This is a genomic window from Marinococcus sp. LNSP9103-4, assembly GCF_056034345.1.
The window spans coordinates 94,498-110,873 of sequence record NZ_JBQLIA010000011.1 but is presented as its reverse complement, the minus strand read 5'-3'; the positions used below and the strand labels follow the sequence as shown (position 1 = coordinate 110,873).

Here is a 16,376-nt window from a genome sequence, read left to right as displayed (position 1 = left end):
ACGACCACAGCCCGGTGGAATTCCGGACGGTGGCCGCATAGGTGTTTTTTCTTGTCTCATTTCGCTGGGTCAGTTCACAGAGCGCCGGGGTTTTTATTATACTAAGAAGGCATGAAATATTCTGCTTCCGCGAGCAGCTGCTCTTCTACTATACACAAGAAGGCCACGGCTGTGATAAGCCGCGGCCTTCTTAATTTTATTACGTAATGTGAATTGGCATGCCAAGTGCTGCTTCTGCCGTTTCCATCGTAATCTCACCTAACGTTGGGTGAGCATGAACGGTCATCGCCACATCTTCTGCCGTCATACCTGCTTCAATTGCCAGGCCTGCTTCTGCAATCATGTCAGAAGCGTTAGGGCCAACGATTTGTGCCCCGATGACTAATCCATCATCCTTGCGCGTAATGAGCTTCATGAAGCCTTCAGAGACGTCCAGAGACAATGCCCGTCCGTTTGCCTGGAAGGGAAACTTCGCGGATTTTACGTCAAAGCCTGCTTCCTTCGCGTCTTCTTCAGTATATCCAACGCTTGCAAGCTCCGGATCCGAGAAGACAACCATCGGCATACCGAGATAATCGACTGCTGCTGCTTCTCCGGCAATAGCTTCTGCAGCTACTTTCGCTTCGTAGGAAGCTTTATGAGCAAGCGGCAGGCCAGGCACGATGTCACCAATTGCGTAGATGTTATCTACACTGGTACGGGACTGCTCGTCCACCTGGATAAGACCACGTTCGCCGATTTCCACGCCGATCTGCTCAAGTCCCAGTTCTTCTGTATTTGGACGACGTCCTACAGCAACCAGTACATATTCTGCTTCAAACGTTTTTTCTTCGCCTTTTACTTCAGCTGTAAGAGTTACGCTGTCCTCTGATTCCTCAACGCCCTGGGCAAATGCTTCTGTTTGAATATCAACGCCCTGTGCTTTTAATTTCTTCTGCACTGGCTGAGTCATCTGCTTTTCAAAGCCCTGGGAAAGAATACGATTCTCGCCTTCAAGCACCGTCACCTCTGTACCAAGGTTTGCATACGCTCCAGCCATCTCGATGCCGATATAGCCGCCGCCGACCACAATCATGCTTTTCGGAATTTCTTCGAGATTTAAGCCGCCAGTAGAATCAAGTACACGTTTTCCGAACGGAAGCGGCTTGAGTTCCACCGGACGGGACCCCGTAGCAATGATGCAGTTATTAAATTTATACGTTTGGGAACTGTATTCATCCGTGGAAACTTTTACCTGATCCTTGTCGGAGAAGTAAGCTTCCCCTTTTACGATATTTACCTTGTTTGCTTTTAGAAGGGATTCAACGCCGCCAGTAAGCTTTTCAACGACGCTGCCTTTCCACTCCTGTACCTTTGTGAAATCCACATCGGCACCTTTAGAGGTAATACCCATGTTTTCCGCGCCTTCATTGGCTTCGTGAAAACGGTGGCCCGCCTGGATTAATGCTTTGGACGGTACGCAGCCTACGTTCAAGCAGACTCCGCCCAGATTTCCTTTTTCTACGACAGTTACCTTTTGTCCAAGCTGGGCCGCACGGATGGCCGCGACATAGCCACCCGGACCGGCACCTACAACTAGCGTGTCAATTTCTTCTGCAAAATCTCCTACTACCATGAATTATCCCTCCATTGAGATTAGTTCTGGTTCATTTAACAAGCGTTTGATGTGATTCAATGCGTGCTGTGCTGTCATGCCATCGATTAGGCGGTGGTCATAGCTTAATGAAAGAGCAAGCATTGGCGCAGCAACAATTTCACCGTCGCGCACTACCGCTTTTTCTTCAATACGGCCAATACCAAGAATCGCTACTTCCGGATGATTAATAACCGGAGTAAAGAAAGCACCTTTTGCAGATCCAAGGTTCGAAATCGTAGCAGAGCCTCCGCTCATTTCAGCCGAGGAAAGCTTTCCGTCTCTTGCTTTTGTAGCAAGTTCGTTGATTTCGTCAGCCAGTGTAAAGATTGGCTTGCGATCTGTGTCTTTTACAACCGGTACGACAAGTCCCTGCTCTGTATCAGCTGCAATGCCGATATTGAAGTAATGCTTATACACGATTTCAGAAGCTTCATCATCGATAGAAGCGTTCAATACAGGGAACTTACGGATTGCGGAAGTCAGAGCTTTTACTACGTACGGCAGGTACGTAAGCTTGATATCCTGCTCTGCTGCCATCGGCTTGAATTTTTTACGGTGGTCAACCAGCGCACTGACGTCCACTTCGTCCATATGAGTAACGTGTGGAGCCGTCTGTTTTGATTGTACCATTTTTTGAGCGATAGCTTTACGGATACCTTTAAGCGGCACGCGTTCTTCCATAGCGCCCTGATCCTGGGAAGGTGCTGGTGCGCTCGCTGCGGTTTTGCTTTCTTCAGCGCCGGAAGCAGCTTCTGTTGTTTCTTCTTCAGCTGACTGATCGCCGCTCAGGAATGCATCGATGTCTTCACGGAGAATACGGCCGTTTTTGCCTGTTCCTTTGACTTTTTGAATCGTTACTTCATTTTCACGCGCATATTTGCGCACAGACGGCATGGCGATAACGCGTGCGTTTTCATCTACGTCTGCTTCTCCTGACGTACTGGCACTCTCGCCACCTGCTGGTGTCGGACTTTCTTTTTCTGCTTCCGTGGAAGCCGGCTGAGCATCATTCTGTTCCTGCTCGTCTCTTTCTGATTTACCTTCGGAACTTTCATCGCCGGAAGCATCTTCCGCGGAATCATCTGAAGAGGACTCCTCTCCGCTGCCATCATCGATAGTGAGAATCACTTCACCGACGGTGGTTGTTGTTCCTTCATCCACTTTAAGCTCTAAAACTTTTCCGTCTACAGGGGAAGGAATTTCCACAACTGCTTTATCGTTTTGTACTTCGCAGAGCACGTCGTCTTCTTTGATTTCATCGCCGGGCTTAACCTGCCATGAAACGATCTCGCCTTCGTGAATTCCCTCACCAATATCGGGAAGTTTAAATTCATAAGCCAAAACAAATGCCTCCTTTAGTTTACATTCGATATTACGCGTAGCAAACAGGTTGATTTCAGCCATCAACCTGTTGCAGTCATTTACAAATTTAGAAGTTGAGTACTGCTTTCGCCTTTTCGATCACGTCATTTTCATTTGGCAGCCATACGTCTTCAGCCGCCGCAAATGGGAAAACAGTGTCAGGAGCTGCTACACGAAGTACCGGTGCCTCAAGGTGCAGAATTGCGCGCTCATTAAGGTCAGCCATAACGTTGGAGCCGACACCTGCCTGTCTTTGTGCTTCCTGCACCATAACAGCACGATTAGTCTTTTTCACGGATTCAACAATGGTGTCCATGTCAATCGGGCTTACAGTACGCAGGTCGATTACTTCTGCTTCGTACCCTTCCTCTGCAAGCTGATCAGCTGCTTTCAGGCATGTGTGCACCATAGCGCCGTAAGCAATTAGAGTAACGTCTTTTCCTTCACGCTTCACATCCGCTTTGCCGATTTCCACTGTGTATTCCTCTTCCGGCACTTCTTCCCGGAAAGAACGGTACAGCTTCATGTGCTCGAGATAAAAGACCGGGTCATTGCTGCGGATAGCAGAAATCAGCAGGCCTTTTGCATCGTAAGGAGTCGATGGAATAACAACTGAGATACCCGGGGATTGTGCAATCAGGCCTTCCAGGCTGTCAGCGTGCAGCTCTGGAGTCTTCACTCCGCCGCCGTAAGGTGTACGGATAGTTACCGGCGCACCGTATTTACCGCCTGTGCGGTAGCGCAGACGTGCGATCTGGCCGACAACTTCGTCCATTGTTTCAAATACGAAGCCGAAAAACTGGATTTCCATTACCGGACGGAAGCCAGTAACAGCCAAACCGAGCGTTAAGCCCCCGATACCAGATTCTGCGAGCGGAGTATCAAATACACGCTCTTCACCAAATTCATCCTGCAGCCCTTCTGTAGCACGGAAGACACCGCCGTTCTGGCCTACGTCTTCCCCATAGACGAGGACGTTCTCGTCATTTTTCAGTTCCGTACGCATTGCATCTGTAATTGCTTGAATCATCGTCATTTGCGCCATGGCTTACTTCGACTCCTTCTCTCTGTATTCTTCGAGCTGTTCCTGCAGGTTTTGCGGAAGCTTTTCATACATAATTTCGATTAAATCGGAGGCTTTTTGTTTCGGTGTATCGTCCGCCTGTTTAATCGCTTCTTTAATATCGGCTTTCGCCTGATCTACCACTTCGTTTTCTTTATCTTCATTCCAAAGGTCTTTATCCTCAAGAAACTTCCGGAAACGAATAAGCGGGTCTTTCTTTTCCCATTCGTTATCGAGTTCTTCTGTGCGGTAACGGGTCGGATCGTCACCAGCCATTGTATGCGGGCCGTAACGGTAACACACGGACTCAATCAGGGTAGGTTCTCCGTTTAAGGCATTCTTACGGGCTGTTTCCGTGACAGAGTACATGGCAAGGATGTCCATGCCGTCAACCTGCACGCCGTGAATCCCAGCAGCTACCGCTTTTTGAGCAATCGTTTTAGCTGCGGACTGTTCTTCTACCGGCACGCTGATGGCAAACTGGTTGTTCTGCACAACAAAGATAGCCGGAGCTTCATAGGCACCTGCGAAGTTCATACCTTCGTAGAAGTCGCCCTGGGAAGCGCCGCCGTCCCCAGTATAAGTAATAGCAACATTATCCTGATGACGGCGCTTTAAACCAAGCGCGACGCCTGCTGCCTGTACAATCTGAGCCCCGATAATTATTTGAGGGGGGAGAATGTTTACGCCTTCCGGAATCTGACCGCCATGGAAATGGCCGCGGGAATAAAGGAACGCCTGATATAATGGAAGGCCGTGCCATACTACCTGTGGTACATCCCGGTAGCCCGGAAGAATCCAGTCTTCTTTTTCCAGTGCATAGTGGGAGCCGATCATGGAAGCTTCCTGTCCTGCTACTGGCGCGTAGAAGCCGAGCCGTCCCTGACGGTTCAGGGAAATGGCGCGCTGATCCCAGATGCGCGTATAGACCATGCGGTGCATGATTTCCTGAAGCTGCTCATCGGAAAGGTCAGGCATTGCGTCCTTGTTAACTACCTCTCCGTTTTCATTTAAAATTTGAAACATTTCAAAGTGACTTTCGACTTGTTCAATCGTTTTTGTCGCCACAAATGTTCACCTCTTCCTCTCTTCTTAAAATACACCGGCTGTATCCAGTAGTTGTGTTTTATCTGTTCTTCAATTATCGCCCGAATTTCACAATCTGCTGCTAGAGTATTTTCCGCGTGCGGATTTAAGACCACATCATCTTTTAATACCCTTCACAAGCTTAATGTAATCAAGGATAATTTTAACAAAGAACAAATAAGTAACTGTTTCAGTTTATTATATCATTTCAATGAAACAATACTTTTCAATAGTTAGAATATACCAAACGAAAAAGATACGTCAATCCTTTTTGTTCAAAGGATTATCCTGCCATTTGGCACCTTCTATTATTTGTAAATAATCAAATCTGTTATATATCATCGGCCTACGCTTATATAAACAGTTCAGCCCTTTTTCTCCATTCACCGCCTGGCCCCGCCGCCTTGTTATAAAACTGAATTAACTCTCTTCCTCCGTCATATCCCCGAATGCATTTTTAGCTTCATTGAATGCTTTTGTTTCTGCATTAAATGTTTCCCTGTGGTTCTCCACTTCTTTATATGAGCTGTTAATAGTATCAAGCTGATCCTCGAGCGCTTCAAGCTCTAGATTTTTATCATTAAACGATTCATACATATCAATTTCTTTATCAACTGCTTCCATATAAGCATCGTGTACTCCGTTAAATGCTTCGTTTCTCTTTTCCATCGCCTTCTGGGCCTGATTAGCCTTTTCAGTCATTTGTTCATTTTCCAGATTTTCAATCGGTTCGTCTGCGTTCATTGCTTCCTCATACGCCTGATTAATTTCTTCCTGTTCTTCTTCCATTAATTCTTTACGTTCATTCACTGATCCTACAGCTTCTTCTACAGATGATTCAATTTTTTTCTTTTCATCATTCTCATAGGAAGTTAAATTTTCGAATACATTTTGTTCTTCCTGGGCCAGTTCGGTCAATTCTTCATCTTTACTGGAAAAATCCTCTTCAGCTCCAGCTGCTTCACTCCAGTGATTCTGGATGCTTCCCTCTGGAGACCCGCATGCCGATAATACTAAAGCCGATAATGTAACGACTGCTGCTCCTGTCAATTTTTTGTTCATTTTGTACATATGTATTCCTCCTGTATATTTATATTTTTCCGGCTATTTCACACTTTAGAGCTGTTTTAGCTGAAATTTTTTTGCTATACTAATACACTGTTATTAACGACTATCATATGTAAGCTTGATTGGAGGCAGTTGATTCATGTTAACAATGAAAGATATTAAGCGTGAGGGAAGCCCTGCGCTCCGTAAAGTATCTGAAGAAGTCCCGGTTCCTCCGTCTCCTGAAGATCTGAATACCCTGCAGGAAATGCTGGATTTCTTAAAAAACAGCCAGGACGAGGAAACCGCTGAAAAATATGAGCTCCGTTCCGGCGTCGGTGTAGCAGCACCCCAGCTTGGCATTAATAAAAGAATGTTTGCCATGCATGTGACCGATGACAAAGATGAGCTGTACAGCTACGGCTTCATCAACCCAAAAATTCTGAGCCATTCTGTAGAAACCACTCATTTAGAGGGCGGAGAAGGATGCCTTTCAGTAGACCGGGAAGTGCCTGGAAACGTTCCAAGATATTCGCGTATCACATTAAAGGCACAGACTCTTGAAAACGAAGAAGTGAAGCTGCGTCTCCGGGGACTGCCGGCTATTGTTGCCCAGCATGAGATTGATCACCTGAACGGGGTTATGTTTTACGACCGGATTGAAGATTACGAGGACGAGTACAAACGGGAACTGCCAAAGCTATAGCCTGCTAAAGAAGCGTTTTCCTTCGGGAAAATGCTTTTTTCATCTCATCAGTTTTTTCCTATAAAGTTTTCTCTCCCCGTTTTTATTTGGTAATAATTTCTATAAAAGAAACTTTATGCATTTATAGATAATTTATTCCCTTTCTATACTATCATGGTTCTTTAGTACCCGTATAGTTACTTTATTTTGTCTTTTTCTTACTCTGCACCCGGATGATTTTTGGACAGAAGTGATTAAAAGGATGAAAAAAACAGTTTCATGCTTTATAATATGAATTATTAATGGTTGGTACGTACACTGTGGTGCTGTTCAGCTTGAGTTCTTTGGCCGGAAGCTGAGTAGAACCGCTCTGGATATGAAGTCATTTTTGATTAAACAGCCAGGCTGTTGCAACGATTACTTCCTGTCCTTCCTGCATTATTTTGCTTTTTTTCTATTTACAGTACTATTTTATGCCAAAAAACCATTTTTTTCTAAAGCAGTTATAAACGCCGCATTTACATTTCAAGAAGGAGAGATATTTACGATGATTTACAAAGTTTTTTACCAGAATAATTTCACAGAAGCCCCTGTACGGGAAAACACTCATTCACTATATGTAGAAGCAGAATCTGAGCGGGAAGTCCGCCGCAAACTCGCCGACAAACAATTTAACATTGAATTCGTTCAGGGGCTTACTGATAAGCAGCTTGAGTTCGAACAAAGATCTGAAGACTTTCAAGTGGAGAATTTATAACGTATGAAACAAATAAACCAAAACCAAGTTGCTGTTTTTGCCCTGGGCGGGTTAGGCGAAATCGGCAAAAACACGTACGTGGTTCAATACCAGGATGAAATTATCGTGATCGATGCCGGTATCATGTTCCCAGAAGATGACCTGCTTGGAATCGACTACGTCATTCCCGACTACACATACCTGGTGCGGAACAAAGAAAAAATTAAAGGCGTCTTTATCACCCACGGGCACGAAGACCATATCGGCGGTGTCCCGTTTCTGCTGAAAGAATTAAATGTCCCTATTTACGGCGGCCCATTGGCCATTGGTCTGTTAAAAGGAAAGCTCGAAGAACGCGGGCTTTTACGCAAAGCAAAATTAAATACTGTTCAGGAAGACCAGCCTGTTGCTTTTAATCATTTAAAAGTGGATTTTTTCCGGACCACCCATAGTATTCCTGATTCTCTCGGTATCAATGTCCACACTCCTGAAGGGAATGTTGTCCATACTGGAGATTTCAAATTTGACTTCACCCCTGTAGGAGAGCCGGCCAATTTAGCCAAAATGGCCGACATCGGCGAAAAAGGCGTGCTGTGCCTGCTCTCGGACAGCACGAATGCGGAGGTTCCAGGGTTCACTGTATCCGAACGAAAAGTCGGGGACAACATCCGTTCCATCTTCCGCCAGGCCAAAGGAAGAATCATTTTTGCAACATTTGCTTCTAATATATACCGTCTTCAAAAGGCCGTGGATGCAGCTGTAAAGGACGGACGCAAAATCGCTGTATTCGGCCGCAGTATGGAATCATCCATCACGATTGGCCAGGAGCTCGGATATATTAATGCACCAAAAGGAACGTTCGTGGAGCCTTCCCAGCTAAATAAACTGCCGGACGATCAGGCAGCCATTTTATGTACCGGGAGCCAGGGCGAACCAATGGCAGCTCTTTCCCGTGTAGCCCACGGAACCCACCGTCAGATTCAGATTATTCCCGGAGACACTGTCGTATTCTCAAGTTCTCCTATTCCAGGAAATACGACATCCGTGCATAAAATCATTAACCAGCTCTACCGTGCAGGAGCGCGTGTCATCCACGGCTCACTGAACAACATTCATACTTCCGGTCACGGAAGCCAGCAGGAACAAATGCTTATGCTGCGCTTAATGCGCCCGAAATATTTCATGCCGATTCACGGCGAATACCGGATGCTGAAAATGCATTCGAGACTTGCCAGGGACTGCGGCGTACCTCTCGAAAATTCCTTTATTATGGAAAACGGTGAAGTGCTAGCCCTGACCCGGGACAGTGCTTCTGTCGTAGGCAAGGTGCCTTCCGGTGCTGTTTATGTCGACGGTCACGGTATCGGTGACATTGGCAACATTGTGCTCCGGGACCGCCGCATTTTATCCGAAGAAGGACTCGTCGTAGTGGTCGTAAGTATCGATATGAAAAACTTTAAGGTTTCAGCAGGTCCAGACTTAATTTCACGCGGCTTCGTTTATATGCGTGAATCCGGGGATTTGATTAACGATGCCCAGAAAACATTAAGCAGGCATCTTGATGAAGTGATGAAACGTAAAACCAGTCAGTGGTCTGAGATTAAATCAGAAATTATAGACAGTCTGGCACCTTATCTATACGAGCGTACGAAGCGGCGCCCAATGATTCTCCCTATTATTATGGAAGTGTAAACCACTTCGCTTCTGCCTCCGCATATATTGCGGGGGCTTTTTTGTGTAGATTTTTCTTTCTCTTTTCGTTACACTAGTGATATTGAAAATCATTATCATTTAAACAGGGAGGATTTTGATGCGCTTACATACGATTACTGGACGATTTGCTGTTGTTACAGCTGGCACAGTGCTGCTCGCTTCCTGCAGCAGCGGGGAAGGAACCAGTTCTTCTGCAGATAATGCAGACAGCAGTGAGCAAACCAGTGCATATGAAACAGAAAAAGGCGACGTCTCCATCCCCTCGGACCCAGAGACGATTGTGACAGATTACTACGCCGGCGAGCTGCTTGCGGTTGATGCAGACGTATCCGGTTCCGGACCGGATGCATTTTCCAATCCTTTTCTTGAAGAACACTTGAGCAAAGCAAAAAATGTTGGGAATCCAATTGATCCTGAAGAAGTACTCGAGCTCGATCCTGATTTAATTGTTGTAATGTATGATGACAATTACGAACAGTTGTCAGAGATCGCTCCAACAGTTCATATTCCATACAATCCGGATACAAATGTTCAGGAAACGCTTGATACATTCGGGGAATTGACCAATAATCAGGCAGAAGCTGAAGATTTTAAAGACACCATTGAGGAAACCGCAGCGGATGCAAAAGAACGTCTTGAGGGTACAATAGAAGAGGATGATACTTTCGGATTATATGAACTGACCAATAATAACGACCTTTATGTTTTTGGCGCGAATGGCGGCCGGGGCGGTCAGGCTATCTATAATGCTCTTGATTTGAACGCTCCCGAGAAAATTCAGGAGGAGGTCATGGGCGAAAATGCGCAGGAGATTTCAATGGAGGTGCTTGAGGAGTACTCGGCCGATCATATGTTCATGACTACCTACGACCCTGAGGAGACTGGTGAAAGCAAGGAAAAAATCCAGAATTCCGATGTCTGGGCAAGCCTCGATGCTGTACAGAACGACCAGTTTTATTTTCTTGATTACGACACGTACTACCCTTATGACCCTATTTCCATTAACGAGCAGATTGATTTAATTGCCGATATATTTGCTGAGTAATGCAATTTCCTTTTAATATGCAAAGCCTCCCCGGCCACAAGTGCCGGGGAGGCTTTGATTAGTGATAGGCATACAGCTCTTTGATAATAAGATCCAATGGATTTTCAGCCATATATGTTTTCATCTGGGCGATCGTATCGTCCCGGCTGTCTTCAATGTTCTGCAGAGCTTCGCGCAGCGTTTCTTCACTCAGCTGTTCTTCTTCCAGGACAGCTGCATATCCTTTTTCCTTAAATGACTCAGCATTCAGAATCTGGTCTCCCCTGCTTTGAGCACGTGTTAACGGCACAATCAGCATTGGCAGATGCAGCGTCAGAAATTCAAAAATAGAATTGGAACCGCCCCGGGTAATGATTGTGTTTGTGGCAGCCAGCACATCCGGCAGTTCTTCATTAACATATTCGAATTGACGGTAGTTTGGCTGACCTTCCAGACTATCGTCTGTATGGCCTTTACCACAAAGGTGAACTACCTGATATTTATCCGTGAGCCACGGAAGCGCCGCACGCACCGTTTCATTAATTTTTTTTGCGCCGAGGCTCCCCCCCATAACGGTAAGTACCGGCCGGGATTCTTCGAATTGAAGGAACTCGAGCCCTTTTCTTTTGTCTCCACGTGTGATTTCTTTTCGCACCGGTGAACCGAGAGCTTTTGCTTTTCCGGAAGGAAAATGAGCTGTCGCTTCATCGAACGATGTGAATATTTTTGTCGCAAACCGCTGGGCGATTCTATTGGCAAGTCCCGGCGTAATATCACTTTCATGAATAATAACGGGAATATTCAATGTTTTGGCTGCGATAATTACCGGCACAGTGACAAAGCCGCCTTTGGAGAATACCACATTCGGTTTAACTTTTTTTAAATACTTACGGGCTTCGAGGCAGCCTTTTACCACACGGAAAATATCAGTAATATTCTGCCAGTCTATGTAACGGCGCAGTTTCCCCGAACTAATAGAGTGGTACCGTATGCCTCTGCGCTCAATCAGCTCTTTTTCAATACCTTCTTTTGAGCCGACATAATAAATGTCCCAATCGCTTTGATCGAGCTCATTAATCACAGCAATATTCGGCGTAACGTGACCGGCGGAGCCACCGCCGGTAAATACGATCTTTTTCTGCATTTTCCTCATCATCCTATACGTCGTTAAGTCTGTAGGGGAAATATTGTCCCGTCTTTTATAATATCATATGCTTACGAAGGTGTAAGTTGTTTCGATAGTAAGGAAAACATTTCATGCCAATATTTTTCCGTTCGGAGCCTTTGTTCTCTTAAATGCTCTTCGACTACTTTTCCCTCCAGCTGTTCATGGTGAAGAAAAACTACGTCCTGGGTTACAATCAGCTGGCTTCCGTTTAAAATTGAGTTAATTTCTACTGTGATTTTTTCGTCCTGCCCGCCTGTCTCTTTACGGACGAGCGTTTTTTTGATTCGTTCCGGCGGATCTATTTCCAGATACTTTCCGTAGGCCCGGTACGCTTCCTCCTGGCCTTCGTTCACGACGCTCCATGCTCCCCCTTCTGTTACATCAGCCTCTGCTTCTGCTTCTTTTTCTCCACCTGAGGGAAACATCCACGTTTTCATCAGCTCAGGATTGGTCCAGGCTTCATATACCTGTGCAGGCTCTGCGTGATGAATGTGGCACCCTGCCTGGGCGATAATTCTACTGTACTTTGCCATAATTGATTTCTCCTTTACAGTTTGCTTTTTATCCCATTCCCTAAAGGATAGCTGAAAAAACGCAACTTGAGGATTGGCTGCCATTCTTGTTTATCTTAATAGGGGCATGGGTATAGTACGGTAGTTCTACCCAAAGGAGTGAATAACTATGGCTAATATGGAATTTAACGTAGAAGGAGATGCCAAAAACTTTCAGACTGACCTCTCTGCAGGCAATCATGAAATTACGATCGATGAGCCGGAAAATCTTGGTGGAAGCAATCAGGGCATGGACCCTTTATCCGCTCTTCTCTCCTCCCTGGCAGGCTGCGAAAACGCAGTAGCCAACTTCGTGGCCAGAGAAATGGATTTTGATCTGCAGGGTATTTCGTTTCAGGTACATGGCAACATTGATTCAGAAGGCATGATGGGCAATCCTGATGTACGCCCGTATTTTCAGACTGTTTCGGTAAAAGCGAAGGTCCGGACATCTGAAAGCGATGAACGTGTTCAGGAGCTTCAGGAGAAGGTTGATGCCCGCTGTCCGGTGTTTACTACTCTGCACGCAGCCGGAGTGGAAATGAATGCTGACTGGAGTAAAGCTTAACCGGAAACCAAAAAACACGCCCGGTGTATTCAGCCGGACGTGTTTTTTCTTATACATATTAGTTTTCATATCACCTGGCATAGCCGGACACTCTCAGGAAGAAAATTTCTGTGCCAGTGGATAGATCCCAAGACTTTGAATCACAAGCGACAGCAGAATAGCTGCAAACGTCAGAGAAACGACGAGGTCCGCACTGCTGCCCGACTGCGTTTCAATGCTCAGCAGCAGGGCCACAGAAACGGTTCCCTTCAGCCCCGACCAGGTCATCATAAATACGGAGGACCACTGAAACCGCTCTTTGATATGGGGGGATAATTTCAGGAAACCTCCCAATACAATGAAACGGACGATTAACGATATAATAAATACTCCAATCGCAAGCAGCCAGTGCCCGAACGCAAGATAGTCCGCTGACTGGATGCCGATCAATAAAAAGAGCAGGGACAATATGGCCGGCTCCACCACTTTCCAAAAGCCGTCCAAATAGGAGTGAAGCTCCTCCTCCTTTTCTGATCTCTGGAAGGCCCGGGAAAGCATGATACCTGCGGACACTGTTGCTAAAACACCGGAAGCTCCAAGGCCTTCAGCAATATAAAAGCCTCCGTAGGCAAGAATTATACTGAGCATCACCTGGTACACGTGATTATGTATAACGTGTACGGCTTTTGTAACAAGCCATCCTCCCGCCGCCCCGACGGCCACACCGCCAAGCGAAACGAGCAGAAATTCACCCAGAAACGAAAGAATAGAAAAGGATTCATTATACAAAAACATGGATGAAGCAATCCCGAACAATACGACGCTTGTGCCGTCATTGATCATCGATTCCCCTTCCACTACTTTCGGGATATCCGAATCACCGAACACATTTTCAAGGATGGCTGTCACGGATACCGGATCGGTCGGTGTCAGTATAGAAGCAATTAAAAATGCCGCTACGAACGATAGACCGACAGCAGGAGCACCTGCAAGATATATGAGCACTGCCATTAAAAAAACGGTAGCCATTAGCCCAAGTGTCCCGAGCGTCGCAATCGGCCAGATGTTTTTCTTTAATGAACGTATCGGAAAACTGTAGGCAGATACAAATAATATCGCCGGAAGCAGCAGATCAAAAATAATATCATGATTCAAACCAAGCCTGTTGAAAACGGGAATGAAGGAGAGGCCGAGGCCAATAATCAAAAGCACCATCGGCACTGGGAAATAATTGCTTTTAACATCAAATATATAAACAATCAGTCCGATGGCTAACAGTGTTACGAGTAATGACGCATACAGCAGCAACTAATTCACCTCCTGTAATAATATATGCAGCCAACATCCTTATTTATCCTTTTTGCAATCTGAAAAACTAAAAAACCCTTCCGCATGAATCATACGGAAGAGCTTTCACCATTTTTCAGTTATCATCTATCCACCGGGATTCGAGTCTCGCAATGTCTCCATCCGCACCTACAATAATCAGAATATCTCCCTCGCTGATATCCACCTCCGGGCGCGGAGACACGTGGACGTCCTCCCCGCGTTTAATAGCAAGGACATTACATCCATACGTCTCACGTATATCTAAGTCGAGAAGAGATTTCCCGTCAAGCAGCTGGCCGGCTTCCAGTTCTACGATACTGTAATCCTCGGAAAGCTCCAGGTAGTCTAGCACGCTTTTAGATACGATGCTGTGCGCCACTCTTACTCCAATATCTCGTTCCGGGTGGATAACCTCATGGGCACCGATGCGCCGCAGTACTTTTTCATGATAGTCATTTTGTGCTTTTACCGTAATATGCTTGACGCCAATTTCATCCAGCACGATAGTCGTCATAATGCTTGCCTGAATATTGTCTCCGATCGCTACAATGACATTGTCAAAGTTACGGATCCCAAGGCCGCGCAGCGCCTTTTCATCCATGCCGTCCGCAATGACCGCCTGGGCGACGACCTGGGCAAATTCATTGACCCGGTGTTCATTGGAATCAATAGCAAGCACGTCCATTCCTTCGTCGGCCAAAGCGTTGCATATGCTTCCACCGAACCGCCCGAGTCCAATGACTGCAAACTGTTTCTTCATTCCGTTCTCCCCTATTCTTCTCAAGTCCTTCAGCTTTTCTGGCAGACCCCTTCAGTCCTGGCCCTGGAAGCTCAGGTATTCATCGTATCCTGTCCCGGCTTCCAGTTTGCCGGACACATTCCGCCCATCTGCAAAGCCTGGAGTACTCGAAGCACCTCATCTACATCGCGCCCGACGTCGTTGTGATGTATCATCGAATACTGCAGTTCCCCGTCCGGATTAATAATATACAAACCGCGCAGCGCCACTCCTTCTTCTTCAATTAACACGCCGTAGTCCCGGCTCACCCGGTGGTTTGTATCAGCTGCAAGCGGAAACTTCAGCTGCTCGAGCCCGTTCTCTTCCCGCGTCATATTGATCCATGCTTTATGCGAGTGAATGGTATCCGTCGAGACGCCGATAATTTCTGTATCAAGTTCTTCGAACTCGTCATAATGGTCGCTCATTGTTGTAATTTCTGTCGGACAGATGTGGGTGAAATCCATCGGATAGAAAAAGAGCACCGTCCATTTATCTTCCTTCATTATTTGTTCAAGGCTGATCGTGCCAAACGAGGTGTCCGGCATGACGGCATTCATCTCGAAGCGCGGAGCCTGCTTTGCTACCATACGCTTTTCACTCATGCATTCCACTCCTTTAATAATTACGATCCTGCATTCTATCCTTCATTATATGGACCGCCAATTTCAAAGTCAACGAAACGCTCCGCTCCTGTTTTTATGGCGGTTTGATTCATTACTATTGCATATTTTTTTGGCACAACCGGTTATGTTATACTAGTCAGGTTAAAATGGAAACTACAGGCTGGGGAGTGGTATAAGTTGAATATGGAATCGTTTAATGAAGGAGTTTTCTGGACAGCTGCCATTATTTTAATGGTGCAGCTAATTGGTGTGCTCATCGGCTATATTATAGTACGGGCCATCGGAAGCAAAATCATCCATCGCGCCTTTAACCGCATGGAAAAGCAGCGGAATATGCACCCGGGCAGGGTTAAAACCCTTTCGAAGCTTGCTATAAGCATCTTTACTTACATTTTATTATTTATCGTAATTACTATTACTTTAGGTTTGTTTGACCTTGATATCGCTCCTCTGATCGCCAGCGCCGGGATCGTCGGGCTTGCGATTGGTTTCGGGGCCCAGGGCCTTGTCAGCGACGTCGTTACCGGCTTTTTTATTCTGCTTGAAAAGCAGATTGACGTTGAAGACTACATTGCGATCGCCGGAATAGACGGAATCGTCGAGGAGGTTGGCCTGCGAACGACTCAGGTGCGTAGCTTTGACGGTACGCTGCACTTCGTACCAAACCGGGAAATCAGCGTTGTCAGCAATTATTCTCGCGGGAACATGCAGGCCATTGTCGATATCGGCATCGCTTATGAAGAGAATGTGGATAAAGCGATTGCTGTCATTCAGGGAGCCTGCAACCGCGTAGCTGAAGAACAGGGCATTTTTAAGGAAGGCCCTGACGTTGTAGGAGTAAACGCCCTTGGTGCTTCGGAGGTTACGATCCGTATTATTGCCAAAACAGAGAACATGATGCAATGGGCCATGCAGCGGGAGCTGCTGAAGGCCTGCAAAGAAGACCTTGATGCCCATAATATCGAAATTCCTTACCCACACCAGGTGAACGTCAGCAAAGAAGCATAAAGCACAAAAAGAGACGG

Annotated in this window: 16 protein-coding genes; 6 read left to right on the top strand and 10 right to left on the bottom strand. The window is 46.2% G+C overall.

Going from position 1 to position 16,376, the window contains the following annotated elements; translation table 11 throughout:
• Positions 1-199: 199 nt before the first annotated feature.
• The 5 genes from lpdA to ACTRXG_RS09620 form a co-directional block, all read right to left on the bottom strand.
• Entirely contained in the window at positions 200-1,615 is a 1,416-nt protein-coding gene (lpdA, locus tag ACTRXG_RS09640) for a dihydrolipoyl dehydrogenase (protein WP_474284782.1), read from the bottom strand.
• Between the two features lie 3 nt (positions 1,616-1,618).
• Positions 1,619-2,977: a dihydrolipoamide acetyltransferase family protein gene (locus ACTRXG_RS09635; protein WP_474284781.1), complete on the bottom strand. Its 1,359-nt coding sequence runs from the start codon at positions 2,975-2,977 to the stop codon at positions 1,619-1,621.
• A gap of 88 nt (positions 2,978-3,065) precedes the next feature.
• Positions 3,066-4,043: an alpha-ketoacid dehydrogenase subunit beta gene (locus ACTRXG_RS09630; protein ID WP_474263855.1), complete on the bottom strand. Its 978-nt coding sequence runs from the start codon at positions 4,041-4,043 to the stop codon at positions 3,066-3,068.
• 3 nt (positions 4,044-4,046) lie between these two features.
• Entirely contained in the window at positions 4,047-5,087 is a 1,041-nt protein-coding gene (gene pdhA, locus ACTRXG_RS09625; protein WP_474263879.1) for a pyruvate dehydrogenase (acetyl-transferring) E1 component subunit alpha, read from the bottom strand.
• Between the two features lie 480 nt (positions 5,088-5,567).
• Complete coding sequence (locus tag ACTRXG_RS09620) at positions 5,568-6,218, bottom strand: YkyA family protein (RefSeq protein WP_474284780.1); 651 nt, start codon at positions 6,216-6,218, stop codon at positions 5,568-5,570.
• Between the two features lie 136 nt (positions 6,219-6,354).
• Between ACTRXG_RS09620 and def the strand changes: the two genes are divergently transcribed.
• The 4 genes from def to ACTRXG_RS09600 all read left to right on the top strand — a co-directional run bounded on the left by def (position 6,355) and on the right by ACTRXG_RS09600 (position 10,373).
• On the top strand, positions 6,355-6,900 hold the full coding sequence (gene def / locus ACTRXG_RS09615; protein ID WP_474277183.1) for a peptide deformylase: 546 nt from the start codon (positions 6,355-6,357) through the stop codon (positions 6,898-6,900).
• Between the two features lie 526 nt (positions 6,901-7,426).
• Complete coding sequence (locus ACTRXG_RS09610; RefSeq protein ID WP_474263861.1) at positions 7,427-7,636, top strand: DNA-dependent RNA polymerase subunit epsilon; 210 nt, start codon at positions 7,427-7,429, stop codon at positions 7,634-7,636.
• 3 nt (positions 7,637-7,639) lie between these two features.
• Entirely contained in the window at positions 7,640-9,307 is a 1,668-nt protein-coding gene (gene rnjA / locus ACTRXG_RS09605) for a ribonuclease J1 (RefSeq protein WP_474263863.1), read from the top strand.
• Positions 9,308-9,425: 118 nt separating this feature from the next.
• Positions 9,426-10,373, top strand: coding sequence for an ABC transporter substrate-binding protein (locus ACTRXG_RS09600; RefSeq protein WP_474284778.1), 948 nt, complete (start codon positions 9,426-9,428; stop codon positions 10,371-10,373).
• Positions 10,374-10,431: 58 nt separating this feature from the next.
• On the opposite strand, the gene ACTRXG_RS09595 is transcribed toward ACTRXG_RS09600, so the two are convergent.
• Positions 10,432-11,496 carry an undecaprenyldiphospho-muramoylpentapeptide beta-N-acetylglucosaminyltransferase gene (locus ACTRXG_RS09595; RefSeq protein ID WP_474284777.1) on the bottom strand — a complete coding sequence of 355 codons (1,065 nt, stop codon included), beginning with the start codon at positions 11,494-11,496 and terminating at the stop codon, positions 10,432-10,434.
• Between the two features lie 71 nt (positions 11,497-11,567).
• Positions 11,568-12,053, bottom strand: a complete 486-nt coding sequence (locus ACTRXG_RS09590; protein ID WP_474284776.1) for an SRPBCC family protein — start codon at positions 12,051-12,053, stop codon at positions 11,568-11,570.
• Between the two features lie 148 nt (positions 12,054-12,201).
• Between ACTRXG_RS09590 and ACTRXG_RS09585 the strand changes: the two genes are divergently transcribed.
• Entirely contained in the window at positions 12,202-12,639 is a 438-nt protein-coding gene (locus ACTRXG_RS09585) for an OsmC family protein (RefSeq protein ID WP_474263871.1), read from the top strand.
• 93 nt (positions 12,640-12,732) lie between these two features.
• Here the strand turns inward: ACTRXG_RS09585 and ACTRXG_RS09580 are convergent, their stop codons facing one another.
• From ACTRXG_RS09580 to ACTRXG_RS09570, 3 genes are all read right to left on the bottom strand, one after another.
• A complete protein-coding gene (locus ACTRXG_RS09580; RefSeq protein ID WP_474277173.1) occupies positions 12,733-13,926 on the bottom strand; it encodes a cation:proton antiporter in 1,194 nt (397 codons plus the stop codon).
• Between the two features lie 115 nt (positions 13,927-14,041).
• Complete coding sequence (locus tag ACTRXG_RS09575) at positions 14,042-14,707, bottom strand: potassium channel family protein (protein WP_474264272.1); 666 nt, start codon at positions 14,705-14,707, stop codon at positions 14,042-14,044.
• Positions 14,708-14,778: 71 nt separating this feature from the next.
• Positions 14,779-15,330 carry a peroxiredoxin gene (locus tag ACTRXG_RS09570; RefSeq protein WP_474264274.1) on the bottom strand — a complete coding sequence of 184 codons (552 nt, stop codon included), beginning with the start codon at positions 15,328-15,330 and terminating at the stop codon, positions 14,779-14,781.
• 204 nt (positions 15,331-15,534) lie between these two features.
• Here ACTRXG_RS09570 and ACTRXG_RS09565 point away from each other — a divergent pair, with 204 nt between their 5' ends.
• On the top strand, positions 15,535-16,359 hold the full coding sequence (locus tag ACTRXG_RS09565) for a mechanosensitive ion channel family protein (RefSeq protein ID WP_474264276.1): 825 nt from the start codon (positions 15,535-15,537) through the stop codon (positions 16,357-16,359).
• The last annotated feature ends 17 nt before the right edge of the window (positions 16,360-16,376 follow it).

Excerpts from the sequence above, each read along its gene's own strand:
- lpdA (WP_474284782.1), bottom strand. The coding sequence starts at position 1,615 with ATGGTAGTAGGAGATTTTGCAGAAGAAATTGACACGCTAGTTGTAGGT.
- ACTRXG_RS09630 (WP_474263855.1), bottom strand. The coding sequence starts at position 4,043 with ATGGCGCAAATGACGATGATTCAAGCAATTACAGATGCAATGCGTACG.
- pdhA (WP_474263879.1), bottom strand. The coding sequence starts at position 5,087 with ATGTTTCAAATTTTAAATGAAAACGGAGAGGTAGTTAACAAGGACGCA.
- ACTRXG_RS09620 (WP_474284780.1), bottom strand. The coding sequence starts at position 6,218 with ATGTACAAAATGAACAAAAAATTGACAGGAGCAGCAGTCGTTACATTA.
- def (WP_474277183.1), top strand. The coding sequence starts at position 6,355 with ATGTTAACAATGAAAGATATTAAGCGTGAGGGAAGCCCTGCGCTCCGT.
- ACTRXG_RS09610 (WP_474263861.1), top strand. The coding sequence starts at position 7,427 with ATGATTTACAAAGTTTTTTACCAGAATAATTTCACAGAAGCCCCTGTA.
- rnjA (WP_474263863.1), top strand. The coding sequence starts at position 7,640 with ATGAAACAAATAAACCAAAACCAAGTTGCTGTTTTTGCCCTGGGCGGG.
- ACTRXG_RS09600 (WP_474284778.1), top strand. The coding sequence starts at position 9,426 with ATGCGCTTACATACGATTACTGGACGATTTGCTGTTGTTACAGCTGGC.
- ACTRXG_RS09595 (WP_474284777.1), bottom strand. The coding sequence starts at position 11,496 with ATGCAGAAAAAGATCGTATTTACCGGCGGTGGCTCCGCCGGTCACGTT.
- ACTRXG_RS09590 (WP_474284776.1), bottom strand. The coding sequence starts at position 12,053 with ATGGCAAAGTACAGTAGAATTATCGCCCAGGCAGGGTGCCACATTCAT.
- ACTRXG_RS09585 (WP_474263871.1), top strand. The coding sequence starts at position 12,202 with ATGGCTAATATGGAATTTAACGTAGAAGGAGATGCCAAAAACTTTCAG.
- ACTRXG_RS09575 (WP_474264272.1), bottom strand. The coding sequence starts at position 14,707 with ATGAAGAAACAGTTTGCAGTCATTGGACTCGGGCGGTTCGGTGGAAGC.
- ACTRXG_RS09570 (WP_474264274.1), bottom strand. The coding sequence starts at position 15,330 with ATGAGTGAAAAGCGTATGGTAGCAAAGCAGGCTCCGCGCTTCGAGATG.
- ACTRXG_RS09565 (WP_474264276.1), top strand. The coding sequence starts at position 15,535 with ATGGAATCGTTTAATGAAGGAGTTTTCTGGACAGCTGCCATTATTTTA.